Origin of the sequence: Nocardia sp. NPDC060220 (assembly GCF_042727815.1) — a bacterium.
Classification (GTDB): domain Bacteria; phylum Actinomycetota; class Actinomycetes; order Mycobacteriales; family Mycobacteriaceae; genus Nocardia.
In genome coordinates this window covers 1-12,853 of sequence record NZ_JBHWZY010000092.1, presented here as the reverse complement: position 1 = coordinate 12,853, position 12,853 = coordinate 1, and the positions used below count along the sequence as shown (strand labels likewise).

Annotated in this window: 16 protein-coding genes; 10 read left to right on the top strand and 6 right to left on the bottom strand. The window is 67.6% G+C overall.

The genetic code is table 11. From position 1 onward, the window contains the following. On the bottom strand, positions 1-300 hold a 300-nt coding region (locus tag ACFWF3_RS07395), incomplete at its 3' end, for an O-methyltransferase (RefSeq protein WP_379312886.1). Positions 301-676: 376 nt separating this feature from the next. Here ACFWF3_RS07395 and sigE point away from each other — a divergent pair. The 10 genes from sigE (at position 677) to ACFWF3_RS07345 (ending at position 8,230) form a co-directional block, all read left to right on the top strand. Further along, positions 677-1,339 carry an RNA polymerase sigma factor SigE gene (gene sigE, locus ACFWF3_RS07390; RefSeq protein ID WP_379312885.1) on the top strand — a complete coding sequence of 221 codons (663 nt, stop codon included), beginning with the start codon at positions 677-679 and terminating at the stop codon, positions 1,337-1,339. A 59-nt stretch (positions 1,340-1,398) separates the two neighbouring features. Further along, positions 1,399-1,767 (top strand): hypothetical protein, encoded by a 369-nt coding sequence (locus ACFWF3_RS07385; protein WP_378993375.1) that lies wholly within the window; start codon positions 1,399-1,401, stop codon positions 1,765-1,767. A 10-nt stretch (positions 1,768-1,777) separates the two neighbouring features. Beyond that, entirely contained in the window at positions 1,778-3,340 is a 1,563-nt protein-coding gene (locus ACFWF3_RS07380; RefSeq protein WP_378993373.1) for a trypsin-like peptidase domain-containing protein, read from the top strand. An 87-nt stretch (positions 3,341-3,427) separates the two neighbouring features. After that, the gene (locus ACFWF3_RS07375) at positions 3,428-3,643 is read left to right on the top strand and encodes a hypothetical protein (protein WP_379298038.1); all 216 of its coding nucleotides are present in this window, start codon (positions 3,428-3,430) and stop codon (positions 3,641-3,643) included. A 114-nt stretch (positions 3,644-3,757) separates the two neighbouring features. After that, positions 3,758-4,177 carry a Sec-independent protein translocase protein TatB gene (gene tatB / locus ACFWF3_RS07370; RefSeq protein WP_378993370.1) on the top strand — a complete coding sequence of 140 codons (420 nt, stop codon included), beginning with the start codon at positions 3,758-3,760 and terminating at the stop codon, positions 4,175-4,177. A gap of 191 nt (positions 4,178-4,368) precedes the next feature. Beyond that, the gene (locus ACFWF3_RS07365) at positions 4,369-5,226 is read left to right on the top strand and encodes a hypothetical protein (protein WP_056813397.1); all 858 of its coding nucleotides are present in this window, start codon (positions 4,369-4,371) and stop codon (positions 5,224-5,226) included. A 116-nt stretch (positions 5,227-5,342) separates the two neighbouring features. After that, a complete protein-coding gene (locus ACFWF3_RS07360; protein ID WP_378993368.1) occupies positions 5,343-5,909 on the top strand; it encodes a hypothetical protein in 567 nt (188 codons plus the stop codon). A gap of 100 nt (positions 5,910-6,009) precedes the next feature. Next, on the top strand, positions 6,010-7,089 hold the full coding sequence (locus tag ACFWF3_RS07355) for an XdhC family protein (RefSeq protein WP_379312884.1): 1,080 nt from the start codon (positions 6,010-6,012) through the stop codon (positions 7,087-7,089). A gap of 126 nt (positions 7,090-7,215) precedes the next feature. Next, the gene (locus tag ACFWF3_RS07350; RefSeq protein ID WP_379312883.1) at positions 7,216-7,785 is read left to right on the top strand and encodes a TetR/AcrR family transcriptional regulator; all 570 of its coding nucleotides are present in this window, start codon (positions 7,216-7,218) and stop codon (positions 7,783-7,785) included. Position 7,786: 1 nt separating this feature from the next. Beyond that, positions 7,787-8,230, top strand: a complete 444-nt coding sequence (locus tag ACFWF3_RS07345; RefSeq protein ID WP_378993363.1) for a DUF6640 family protein — start codon at positions 7,787-7,789, stop codon at positions 8,228-8,230. Between the two features lie 56 nt (positions 8,231-8,286). Here the strand turns inward: ACFWF3_RS07345 and ACFWF3_RS07340 are convergent, their stop codons facing one another. From ACFWF3_RS07340 to ACFWF3_RS07320, 5 genes are all read right to left on the bottom strand, one after another. Further along, complete coding sequence (locus ACFWF3_RS07340) at positions 8,287-9,225, bottom strand: glucosyl-3-phosphoglycerate synthase (RefSeq protein ID WP_378993362.1); 939 nt, start codon at positions 9,223-9,225, stop codon at positions 8,287-8,289. After that, entirely contained in the window at positions 9,222-10,199 is a 978-nt protein-coding gene (folP, locus tag ACFWF3_RS07335) for a dihydropteroate synthase (RefSeq protein ID WP_379312882.1), read from the bottom strand. The genes ACFWF3_RS07340 and folP overlap by 4 nt, the downstream gene beginning before the upstream one ends. Before the next feature lie 21 nt (positions 10,200-10,220). Then, the gene (locus tag ACFWF3_RS07330; protein WP_379312881.1) at positions 10,221-11,987 is read right to left on the bottom strand and encodes a long-chain-acyl-CoA synthetase; all 1,767 of its coding nucleotides are present in this window, start codon (positions 11,985-11,987) and stop codon (positions 10,221-10,223) included. Between the two features lie 11 nt (positions 11,988-11,998). Continuing rightward, the gene (locus tag ACFWF3_RS07325; protein WP_378638240.1) at positions 11,999-12,547 is read right to left on the bottom strand and encodes a TIGR00730 family Rossman fold protein; all 549 of its coding nucleotides are present in this window, start codon (positions 12,545-12,547) and stop codon (positions 11,999-12,001) included. Further along, positions 12,541-12,853, bottom strand: a 313-nt coding sequence (locus ACFWF3_RS07320; protein ID WP_379312880.1) for an LOG family protein, incomplete at its 5' end; no start/stop codon positions are given. The genes ACFWF3_RS07320 and ACFWF3_RS07325, both read right to left, overlap by 7 nt.

Here is a 12,853-nt window from a genome sequence, read left to right as displayed (position 1 = left end):
GGTCCGGAACGCCTCCTTGGCCGCGCGCTGATGCTCGGGCTCGGAGTCGATCGTCGTCAGGGTCCCGTCCTCCCGCATCCCGTCGAGCAGCCACAGCCCGCTGACGCCCGCTCCGGTACCGACCTCTACCACCGAGCGCGCGCCCAGCATCTGCGCGTACATGCTCAGCAGCGCGCCGACCGCCGCGGGCACCGGCGCGGCACCCAATTCGGTGGCCCGCTCACGCGCTTCGAGAAGGACCTCGTCCTCGACGACGGACTCCTCCACATAGGCCAGGTTCCGCTCCACGTTCGATGCCACAGCTATGAGGCTAAGCCACCGGAGGGGTATGTGTATTCAGCAAAGGGACGGATCCGGCACTGTGTCGCACAGATCCCGAACAATTGCCGAAGGTTTGCGGATCGGTCACAACAGTCCCCGAACTGCTGGTTCTCCGTTGCCGGCGGGACTAGGCTCGAGTCCGACCAGAATTCTCAGGTCACACTCAGGATCTCCACACCTGACCCATATCAGCGCAGGAAATAGTTGCCCTACGCAAGGCCAGCCGATCGCGGCGGGCACGAGGCTCGGGAACAACCACACACAGTTGCTGGTTGATTGTCGGTAAGCAAGGTTCGCTGACCCGGACCAGCAAGGTTTCGTGCCAGCGGTCCCGAGTAGGAGGTGTCCCATCCCGATGGTAGACACGGCGCGTCAAGACGCCACCGACCAGACTCTGCCCGCTGATCTCATCGCGGCAGAAGCCGAAGAACTCGACGCCGAACTCACCGGCACCGCCGCTTTCGACGCGACCGGCGATCGCGCCGCCATGCCGTCCTGGGACGAACTCGTCCGCGAACACGCCGACCGGGTCTATCGCCTGGCCTACCGCCTCTCCGGCGATGCCCAGGACGCCGAGGACCTCACCCAGGACACCTTCATCCGGGTGTTCCGCTCGCTGCAGAACTACCAGCCCGGCACCTTCGAGGGCTGGCTGCACCGCATCACCACCAACCTGTTCCTCGACATGGTCCGCCGCCGCAACCGCATCCGGATGGAAGCGCTGCCCGAGGACTACGACCGGGTGCCCGCCGAAGGGCCGACCCCCGAGGACGCCTACCACGACTCCCGTCTCGACCCGGACCTGCAGAAAGCACTGGATTCGCTGGCGCCGGAGTTCCGTGCCGCCGTGGTTCTGTGTGACATCGAGGGTCTGTCCTATGAGGAGATCGGCGCCACGCTCGGTGTGAAACTGGGGACCGTGCGCAGCCGGATCCATCGCGGGCGTCAGGCACTGCGCGAGTACCTTGCGCATAATGGAAGTGAGCAGCGGTACTCCGCTGAAGCCCCATCGGCGTGACGGGTGTTCCGACGTCGCCCGGTGGCTCAGGTGATGTCGGTCGGAAGGAAGAAATCCGCATGAGTGTGGACCCCAGTGCCGCAGGTCGCCCGCCGCGCTTTCAGCCCACCGAGCACTTGGCCAGTGAGGCAGTCGCGGCCTTCGTCGACGGCGAACTGCGGATGAACGCGTATCTGCGCGCCGCCCAGCATCTTTCGGTCTGCCCCGAGTGCGCGGCCGAGGTCGATGCCCAGCAGCAGGCGCGGATCGCGCTGCGCCGCGCCGCCGAGGTGGCGATTCCGCGCAGCCTGCACGACAGTCTGTCCCGCATTCCGCTGGCCGACCTCCCCGGCAACGCACCCCAACCGCAACGCCGTAACGAGGCATTTCTCGGATTCATCACAGATTCCTTCACCGCGACCCGGTGGACAACGTGGCGGCGCAAGTAGAGTCTGCGACGTGACAGGCGAATCGACGAATTCCGGATCGGCCGACCACTCGGATTCGGGGGCTGAATCACCCAGGGCGGATGCACGCACGGACGCGCGGGGCACCCTGCGCCCTTCCGACGCGCCGAACCTCGGCCCGCGCCCGGTCTACCGGCCGCACATCGACAGCCACACCGCGCGCGCGTTCCGCCGCCCGAACGGCCAAGCCGGTTCGTTCGCACCGCACGACCCGCAGCGCGCGGCCGGTAAGGGCGCCGACGACGGAATCGTCCAGCGCCCGCCCGACGGCGTGCTCGCCGAGGCGTTCGCCCGGCCCGAGGGCTCCTCGGAGCTGCTGCAGCGCGAGCCCGGCGCCGACGAGCCGAAGACCGTCGTCGCGGGTCCGGTGGATCCGTGGCGTGACCCCGACGCGGCGGCCAGGCTCGGTTCGCCCGCCGTCGACACTCCCCCGCCCGCCCGGCTGCCTGTCGCGGACAAGCTGAGCGCGCGCGAGGTGCTGTTCGGTTCGCGGGTGGCGCCCAAGGCGCTCGCGATCTTGGCCGCGCTGGCGCTCGGCATCGCCGTGATCGGCGGCCTCGTCGGCCGCGTCACGGCGGAGACCGCGTCCACGCTCACCTCACGCAAGGTGACCCTCGATCAGAGCGCGGGTGTCGAGACTCCGCACAGTCAGATCGCCGCCGTCGCCAATGCCGTGCTGCCCTCGGTGGTGTCGATCCGGGTCACCGTCGGCGACAACGGCGCGACCGGTTCCGGCGTGGTGATCGACGGCGGCGGGTATGTCGTCACGAACAATCACGTGATCTCGATGGCCGCGACCGACAAGTCCAACCGGGCTGCCATCCAGGTGCAGTTCTCCGACGGCACCCGGGTGCCCGCGCAGATCGTCGGCCGTGATCCCAAGACCGACCTCGCGGTGCTCAAGGTCGAGGCGAAGAACCTGACCGTGGCCAATCTCGGCAAGTCCGCCGACGTCCAGGTCGGCGACGACGTGCTGGCGGTCGGTTCGCCGCTGGGCCTGAGCAAGACCGTCACGTCCGGCATCGTCAGCGCCCTGCACCGTCCCGTGAAGCTCGCGGGCGAGGGCAGCGACACCAACGCGGTGATCGACGCCGTCCAGACCGACGCCGCGATCAACCCGGGTAACTCCGGTGGCGCGCTGGTCGACATGCAGGGCCGCGTGGTGGGCATCAACACCGCCATCCGCAGCGAGACCGGCGGTTCGGTGGGCCTCGGCTTCGCCATCCCGGTCGACGTGATGACCACCGTCACCCAGACGCTGATCCGCGACGGCCAGATGCACCACCCGACCATGCGCCTGGCGGTCCGCACGAAGACTGTCGCCAACGAGGTCACCAGCGGCGCCCAAGTTGCCGATGTCGCCCCCGACGGCCCTGCCGGGCGGGCGGGAATCAGCGAGGGTGACGTGATCGTTCGGGTCGGCGACCGTGAGGTCACGAGCGCGGATGAGTTCACAGTGGCCGAGCAGTCGCATCAGATCAATCAGACCGTGATCGTCCAGCTCATTCGGGACGGCCGCAAAGTGGATGTGCCGGTGACCCTGGAGTCCGATTAACCCTGCCGAAATTCTTTCTGGCGCAACAGTAGTCGTACGACATAGACTCGGGGGCGTTCGATTCGGAATTACCTGGGGAGGGTGACGATGCTTCGTCTCGTCAAATTGTCAATCGGATCTTCGATCGCGATGGTCGCGCTTGCCGCAGCGTTGGCGACGCCGGCCGCAGCGGAAACCAACGACCAGTACGTCGACTGGTTCGTCTGCCAGCAAACCGGCGGGAAGACGGCGGTGGCGACAGACGGTCAGGAATACTGCTACAACGGACCGCACCACGGCAAGATCGTGGTGTATCCCACGTAGAAGTATTTTCATCCGAATGCCAGGTGGTCGATAGGCCACCTGGCATTTGTTGTTCGTTTGGGCGCAATCACCTCATTCCGGTACCGGCGTCCGGCAACCGGTAGTCTGAGATCTGTGTTCAGCAACATCGGGTGGAGCGAGATGATGATTCTGCTCGTCGCCGCCCTAGTGATCCTCGGCCCGGAGCGACTGCCCGGTGCCGTCCGCTGGACCACGGGCGCGCTGCGCCAGGCGCGCGACTACGCCAGCGGCGCCACGTCCCAGCTGAAGCAGGAACTCGGGCCGGAGTTCGACGACCTGCGCAAACCGCTCGCGGAGCTGAACGAGTTGCGCGGGATGAGTCCGCGGGCCGTGGTCACCAAGCACCTGCTGGGCGGTGACGACTCGGTGCTGCGCGATCTGGAGAGCGCGGTGCCCGACAAGCAGCAACTGTTCGGCACCAGTAGCGGCATGCCCGGCACCCCGGCCAAGCCCGAGCCGCAGAAGTCGCTGGAGCGCAACGAGCGCCCCCCGGTCGACTACGACGCGACCTAGCACGCCCCGGACCAGGGAACACACCGCACGGTCGGCATTTGCTACGAGGTCGCGCCGGCCGAACACTGCGGCGGCGACCTCGCCCGTCTGTGATTTGCCGACAATCCGCGTCCGAGACCGTTGTCTCGCAAGACAGTTCGATGTCAACCGATATAGACACACAACGCTGTCGAGCTGTCTAGACTTCGCACATGTCGGCCGATGACGTGGCACGAGTTTTCGCGATCGAAGACAAGGTCGAGAGACTCAAAGCAGCCACCGACGGGGTGGCGGCTGCCCAGCAGACCATCAACGAACTAACGAGGATCCGGCGAGCCGTGATCCGGGAACTCCATGCCGACGGCTGGACGTTCGCGCGGATCGGTGCCGCCGCCGGATTGTCGCGTGCGCGCATCCACCAGGTGAGCACCCAGGGCCCCGTGCCCGAGGGACTGTTCTTCGGGCACGGCACGCTGACCGTGCTCGCCCCCGAGGTCCGCTCCGGCAGGCTGCTCGGCGCACCCGACCCACAAGCCGCCCAACGCCTGGCCGAGCTCCTGCGACAGCTCGGCTTCGCCGCGAACGTCGAGACGTTCATGCCGGGCAGGCCGATCGACCTCAATCGCGACGGGCTGGTGATTCTCGGCGGGCCCGAGCTCTCGCCGAGCCTGCGTCAGCTGGTGGTGGCCGATCCCCGCCTGCGCCGCACCGTCACCCGTGCGGGCGATACCCGGCGTGGCATCGAAGACAGGGCCGCGCGCCGCGTGTACCGGCCGGGCGGCACCGAACCCCACGACATCGCCTACCTCGCCCGGCTGCCCCGGCCCGACCGCCGCGGCAGCATCATGCTGATCGACGGGCTGCACCCGCCCGGCTCGCTGGGTGCGATCCGATTGCTGGCGACCCGGTTGGCGACCCTGCACGAGCGCGCGAGCAGTCATCTGTTCTCGGTTCTCATCGCGGTCCGATACGACCGCGCAACCGGCGAACCAGTTGATGCGGATCTACTCACCCCGGTATACCGGCATGAAACAGACCCCAAGTTGGCTACGACCCGGGTTCGTCCATAGTCTGAATTAAACTTGCCATACTTGGTGATCTGCATCACTGTACTGTTATGGATCACAAGTCGCCCGCGATGGTTAGATTGCTAGCGAGTAACCGAGTGTGAGTAGGTGAGCATCAGATGTTCTCGTCTCCTGAGGCCGGCGCATGCCGGGTTCTGCCCGTGCACGCGAGTGGTCACCCAAGGCCCGTTCCGCCCTTCGACGCGGGGCCGGCCAGCGGCGACGTCATCGTCACCACCCATCGCATCACCTACAGCGACCGGCTGAAGGTCTTCATCGGCCCGCACGAGGACGTGGACAGCTTCTTGCGCCCCCTGCGCCGGATGGACGGTCATCAGCGTTACGCGCTCGATCTGACCGTGCTGCCCGAACCGGTGCCCGCCACCGAGGTCACCACCTCGGTGAGTTCGGCGCGTGGCGATCTCGCGCTCGGTTGCGCGGGCTCGGCGGACGCGATGACGCTGCAGCTGCGCAGGACGGTCGATCACGTCACCCGGCGCTTCACCCTCGGCCTACCCGGCGGACGGCTCGGCCTGCCGACCGTTTACCTCCCGCACGGCGACGAGGACACCTACGTCTACCCGGAAGAGGTGTTCACCGCCGACAACGCGGTGGAGATCTTCCGCGACTTCTTCCACACCGGCGCCGTGCCGCCCGGCCTCCAGCAGCGCGAGATCCTCGACTGACGACTCCCGGCCGCTCGCCGCGCGAGCATGCCCGGAGATAGCTAGGCTGGTCAGCACGGTCACAACGCCCGGACGGTGATCGTGGAGAGGCCGGTGCGCGATGCGTGATCTGCTCGGGCAGGTGCTCGAAGTGCTCCCCGATCAGGCCCTCGCGCTGGCCAGGATCGTCGACCGGACCGGTGCCGGGCCGCGCGAAACCGGGGCCGCGATGGCGGTCACCGAAGACGGACGGGTCCTCGGCTCGCTGTCCGGCGGCTGCGTCGAATCGGCGGTACTCGCCGCCGCCCACCAGGTTCTCCTCGACGGCCACGCCACCCTCGAGCGTTTCGCCGCCGCCGATGAACTCACCGTCGGCCTGCCGTGCGGTGGCGAGATCGAAGTCTTCGTCGAACACCTCGATCGCACCGACCTGCCCACACTGCGCGCACTCCACGCCGCGCTCGACGCGCGCCGCCCGGTCGCCTACGCCACGACCCTCGAGTCGGCCCCCGACCGAAAACTGCTGTACCCCGGCACTTCCTCGCCATGGCGCGGCCTCGATCACGACGCCGCCGCCCTCCTCACCGCAGGCCACAACGGCCTCGTCGGCGCCCAGGACTGCACCCCGGCCCAAGCCGACCGCCCCCGGACCTTCGTGCAGGTCTTCCGCGCGCCCGCCCGGATGATCCTGGCCGGCGCCAACGACTACACCCGAGCACTGACCGTCGCCGCGATGAACCTCGGTTACCACGTCACCGTCGTCGATGCCCGCGAGACGTTCACCACCCCGGCCCGTTTCCCGGCAGCCGACGAGGTGGTCGTCGACTGGCCGCATCGCTACCTCGACGCGGAACAGGAGGCCGGCCGCGTCGACGATCGCACGGTCGTCTGCGTTCTCACCCATGACCCGAAATTCGATGTCCCCCTGCTGGCTTCGGCCCTGCGCCTGCCCGACGTCGGATTCATCGGCGCACTCGGCTCCCGCCGGGCGCACGCCGAACGCACTGTCCGCCTGCGCGATGCCGGCCTCACCGCCGCCGAAACTGCCCGCATCCGCAGCCCGCTCGGCCTCGACCTGGCCGCCGACACGCCCGAAGAAACCGCCGTCTCCATCCTCGCCCAAATCCTGGCCGACCGGGGAAACACGACGGCACAACCCCTGGCGAACCTCGACGGCCCCATCCACCGCCGGCCGAACTAGCGGCGCCTCGAAAATACGAACGACCCGGCACCTGTTCATCCGCGAACAATTTCGATACAGTTTGTTTCAAAGTTATGAAACAGATTGTCCGGAAGGAGCTCGGTGCGACCACCCGATCCACGAACGGTGCGCAGTCGTGACACCGCGCTCACCTCGGCTCGCGAACTATTGATCGAGCAGGGATTGGCCGGGCTCACGCACGGCGCCGTCGCGGCGCGCAGCGGGATCAGCCGGGCCACCCTGTACCGGCTCTGGCCGGAGCCGACCGATCTGGTTCGCGCCACCCTGACCCAGCACATCACCCTCGCGCAGCCGGAGCCGACCGGGGATCTGCGCGCCGATCTACTGACCGAACTGACGGCCACTCACGCGATGCTGCACGAACCGGCCACCGAGCAGGGCATGCGGGTGATGATCGAAAGGGCGGCTGTCGACCCGAGATTCGCGCAGGTCAAGGAGGCGCTGTACCGGTCGGGAACCCGGGCCGCGCGCACGACCTTGACCGAAGCCGTCGCCCGCGGGGATCTGCCTGCCGAACTCGATGTCGACCTCGCGCTCGATCAGCTGCACGGTCCGCTGTTCTTCCGTCGTCTGGTCGCCAACCGGACTTTCGACCTCGACTATGTGCGTGATGTCCTCGACGACTTCCTCCGCACCCACTCCCCGAAACACCCACGTCAGCAAGGAACTTCGTGACATGACGACCGTCGTCTCCAGAAACCTCTCCGCCCCGCGTGTTCTCGTCGCGCTCGTCGCGGTCATCACCGTATTCGGTGCTCTGCTGGCGGATTTCATCATTCCGGCGGGAGCGGCACAGCATCTGCGCAACGACGCGTGGCCGCCGCACGCGAAATTCCACGACGCCCAGTACATCGCCATGTCGATCCTGCTCGGCGGGCTCGCGTTGACGCTGCTGCTCCGGCGCGATGCCACCCGGACGAGCTTGTGGACAGCCTGCGCGATCCTGGCCACGCCGTGGCTCGGCCTGCTGGCGGCAATGCTGTTTCCCGGCACCGCCGTTCACGATCCGGAGTTCGCCGCCACCACGATCATCGGCCTGCATCCGCAGGTGTTGCTGGCGGTGATCCTGTTGGCGCTGCTGACCGTCGCCGTCACGCTCAGCGCGCGTCATCGGGACTGACACACCGCGGGCGCCGCACCCGGTCCACCGACCGAGGCGACGCCCGAGGTGGACGACTACGCCGCGACTTGTTCGGGGCGAAGGGTTTTCATCGGAGGGCGGTCTTCGAGGGAGACCGTGGTGGTGTGGGCGATGAATTCACCCTCGATCAACGGGAACTGGGTGAGGGGGGCGCCGGAGTCGGGGACGCCGCTGCGGCGCAGGGCGGTGCCGAGGATCTGGCGGCTCATGACGCCCAGATCGGCGAGGGGGCGGTTGCGGTGGGTGCGGACGCCGAGGTTCACCTGGGTGATGGCGTCGAGGCCCATCGTGTCGTAGGTATCGAGGAGCAGACCGATTTCGACGCCGTACCCAGGGGCGAACGGAACCGAGGTGAGGAGTTCCCGGGTGCCCGCGTATTCGCCGCCCAGCGGCTGGAGGACCTGCGCCAGTTCGGGGCGAAGGGCGGCCAGCAGAGGGCGGGCGACGAGTTCGGTGACGCGGCCGCCGCCGTTGGCGTCCACCGACTCACCCTGACGTAACGGGCGGCGGTAGTACGCCTTGGACAGGTGGGTGCCCTGCATCATCAGCAGCGGGCCGAGGAGCTTGGGCACGAAGGCTGGGTCGGGATCGATCAGGTCGGAGTCGACGAAGGCGATCAGGTCGCCGGTGGTGGCCGCCAGCGACCGCCACAGCACCTCCCCCTTACCGGGGACCGGGTCGAGTTCGGGAACGGCCTCCTCGCGCGAGATCACCTCGGCGCCCGCCGCGCGTGCGCGTTCGGCGGTGGCGTCGGTGGACCCGGAGTCCAGCACGATCAGTTCGTCGACCAGCGTGCCGAGCAGCGGCCGGATGCTGGCCACGACATCGGCGACGGTGTCCTGTTCGTTCAGCGCGGGCAGCACCACCGAAACGGTGCGGCCCTCCTTGGCGGCGACGAGTTCGCCGACCGTCCAATCAGGGGTGTCCCATGTGTGGGTAGTGGCCCAGGCGGGCTCGCGGTGTTGGATTTTCATGCCAGACCTCGCAGAGTTCGTGCGGGGGGCCGGATGCCCTGGATCGCGGCGATCATGTCCACGACCCGCCGGGTTTCGGCGACTTCGTGAACCCGGAAGATCCGAGCGCCCGCGGCGGCCGACCATGCGGTTGCCGCCAGTGTGCCCTCGACCCTTTCGGTAAGACCTACCCCTAGAGTCTCCCCGATAAAATCCTTGTTGCTCAGTGCCATCAGGACTGGCCATCCGGTTTTTACAAGACCGTCGATTCCGCGCAACAACTCGAGCCCGTGATAGGTGTTTTTCCCGAAATCATGAGTGGGATCGATCACGATGCCATCGGCTCGCACCCCCGCGGCCGCGGCGTTCTCGGCCGCGGCGACCACCGTCGCGGTCACCTCGGCCACCACATCGGCATACCGGACACGGTGCGGCCGGGTGCGCGGCACGGCGCCACCGGTGTGACTACAGACGATGCCCGCACCGGTCTCGGCGGCGACGTGCACGAGATCGGGGTCGGCGCCGGCCCAGGTGTCGTTGATCAGGTCGGCGCCCACGGCGACCGCCGCCCGCGCGACGTCACCACGCCAGGTATCCACACTGATCAACAGGTCCGGATACTTCGCCCGGATCGCCGCGACGAACGGCACCACTCGCTGCGTTTCCTCCGTCGCGTCGACGGTGACACCCGGCCCGGCCTTCACCCCGCCGATGTCGACCAGATCGGCACCCTCGTCGACCGCGCGCGAGACCCGTTCCATCGCGGCCTCGTCACTGAACGTGGCCCCACGGTCGTAGAACGAGTCCGGCGTGCGATTCACGATCGCCATCACCAACGCGCGATCCGTCGCCACCTCGCGCCCGCAAAAAGTCTGCTCGGTCCGCCTCCCCGGGACTTCTGCCGACAACTCGGGACCGCGACTGCTGGTGCTCCGGGCAGGCGGTTCGTTCTCTGGTCGGGGTCCGGGCGTACCCGACGAGTTACCGATGTTCATGCGAAATCAGACGTTACCTTGCTACCTCGGGGCTTTGCCGACGGCAACGTCAGCCGCGTATTCGTCGTAAGCCGGGATGTAGCCGTCCGCCGGGCCGGACAGCACGTACAGCTGACTGTGCGGGTCGGGTGCGTACCCCTGCTTGCGCAGTTCCACCTTCCGGCTCTTGAACGTCGAGGTCTGTTCCAGCTCCTGCACCACTCGCACGTACAGCGGGACCGCGTACAGCGGCAGGCGCCCGTAGGCGGTGGCGGCCAGTGCCTTCCCGTCGAACGCGGCGTCGGTGGCGAGGGTGATCGCGGCCATGCCCGCTTTGCCGTCGGTGCCGGGGATGTCGACACCGTAGACGACAGCCTGTTCGATGCTCTCGTGGTGCCCGAGCGCGCCCTCGACCTCCGTGGTCGCCACGTTCTCACCCTTCCAGCGGAAGGTGTCGCCGAGCCGGTCGACGAACGCGATGTGCCAGAAGTGCTGATCGCGGACGAGGTCGCCGGTGTCGAACCAGCAGTCGCCCTTCTTGAAGCCGTCGCGCACCAGCTTGGACTCCGACGCCTTCTTGTCGGTGTACCCGTCGAACGGCTGACGATTGTTCACCTTCGCGAGCAACAGCCCCACCCCGCCGGACCGCACCCGGCGCAGCTTCCCGTCCTTACCCCGCCGGGCGTGGCCGGTCTCGTCGTCGTACTCCACCACCGCGTACGGCAGCGGGCACAGCCCGGCGGTCCGGTCGACGCCGAACGCGTTGACGAACGCCAGCGGCGCCTCGCTGGACCCGTAGAACTCGACCACCCGGCTGATCCCGAACCGGCGACGGAACTCGTCCCACAGTTCGGGCCGCAGCCCGTTGCCGACGGCCAGCCGGACCCGGTTGCCCCGCTCGGCGGGCCGCACCGGCTGGTTGATCAGGTACCGGCACAGCTCACCGATGTAGATGAACGCGGTGGCCCGTTCGCGCGCGATCTCGTCCCAGAACCCCGACGCCGAGAACTTGCGGCTGAGCACATAGGTCGATTCGCCCGCGAGCACCGCCGACAGCGCGACCGTGAGCGCGTTGTTGTGATAAAGCGGCAGGCAGCAGTACAGCGCGTCGTCGGCACGCAACCGGACACCGAGCCCGCCGAGCCCGGACATGCTCTTGGTCCAGCGCTGATGGGTCATCACGCTGGCCTTCGGCAGGCCGGTGGTGCCGGAGGTGAAGATCAGGAACGCCCGCTCCCCCGCCCGCACCCGCGCACACACGGCAGGATCGGAATCGGCCGCGGTGCGGGCGGATTCGGCCAGTTCCTCGGCGGGGAGCACGTTCGCCGCGGGCTCGGGCAGCGATTCCAGCGCCTCGGCGCACTCCTCGCCGACGATGTTGAGCACGCTGCCGAGCAGTCCGATGCTGTGGGCGAGGACCTGATCGCGCTGGTTGTAGTTGAGCAGACCGACCGTGGCGCCGAGTTTGAGCACCGCCAGTACCGTGAACAAGGTCTCGGGCCGGTTGGTCATCAGCACACCGACCACATCGCCGCGGGAAACCCCGCGCGCGGACAGCACCGCGGCGTAACGGTTCACCTCACCGTTGGCGGCGCGATAGGTGTAGGAGCGGCCCTCGAAACGCAGGAACACCCGATCGGGTCTGCGGTGCGCGACCCGCTGGAAGTACAGGCCGATGGAGGCTTTGTCCTTGGGCCCCACCAGCATTCCGCGCGCGTTGCGCAGCATGCCAGGGGCGTCGAGTGCCATTGCGGGCAGGGCTTTGGCCAAGTCGAACACGCTTACCGTGTCGCGGGCGTCTGTGCTCACGTCGATCTCTCCTACTGGGCTGCCGGTTCGAGCGCGGCGAACGCGGTGGGCAGGTCGGTGGCCACGACGAGGCGCTCACGCGCCTGCCTGGGCACAATTGTGCGTTCGGACAGTTCATCGATCCAGCGGAACAGGCCGTCGTAGAAGCCGTTCGCGTTCAGCAGGACCACGGGTTTGGCGTGTTCGCCGAGGTAGCCCCCGGTCCAGGTCTCGAACAGTTCCTCGAGTGTCCCGATGCCACCCGGCAGGGTGAGGAACGCGTCGGCGCGCGCTTCCATCAGCTGTTTGCGCTGGCGCATGGTGTCGGTAACGAGCAGTTCGTCGGCGTCGACATCGGCGACTTCCTTGTGCACCAGGTGTTTCGGGATCACGCCGATGGTGTGCGCGCCACCGGCCCTCGCCGCGGTCGCGACCGCGCCCATCATCGACACATGACCACCGCCGGAGACCAATTGCCACCCGCGCCGGGCGATTTCGGTGCCGACTCGCGCGGCGAGGCTGATCAGATCGGGATCGGTGGTGCTGGCGGAGCAGTAGACACAGACGGAATAGCTCACCATTGATCCTCGGTGCCGAGACGTTCGATGTTCGCGTGGTCGCCGGTCTCGCCCTGGATGATCCGCACGACCTCGTCGACGCTGTCGGTGAGCTGGATCAGATCGAGATCCTCGGGCGAGATCTTGCCCGAGCCCGCCAGCGAACTACGCAACCAGTCGACCAGGCCCGACCAGTAGTCGACCCCGAACAGGATGATCGGGAACCGGGTGATCTTGCGGGTCTGCACCAGCGTGAGCGCCTCGAACAATTCGTCGAGGGTGCCGAAGCCACCGGGCAGGCAGACGAAGGCCTGGGAGTACTTCACGAAC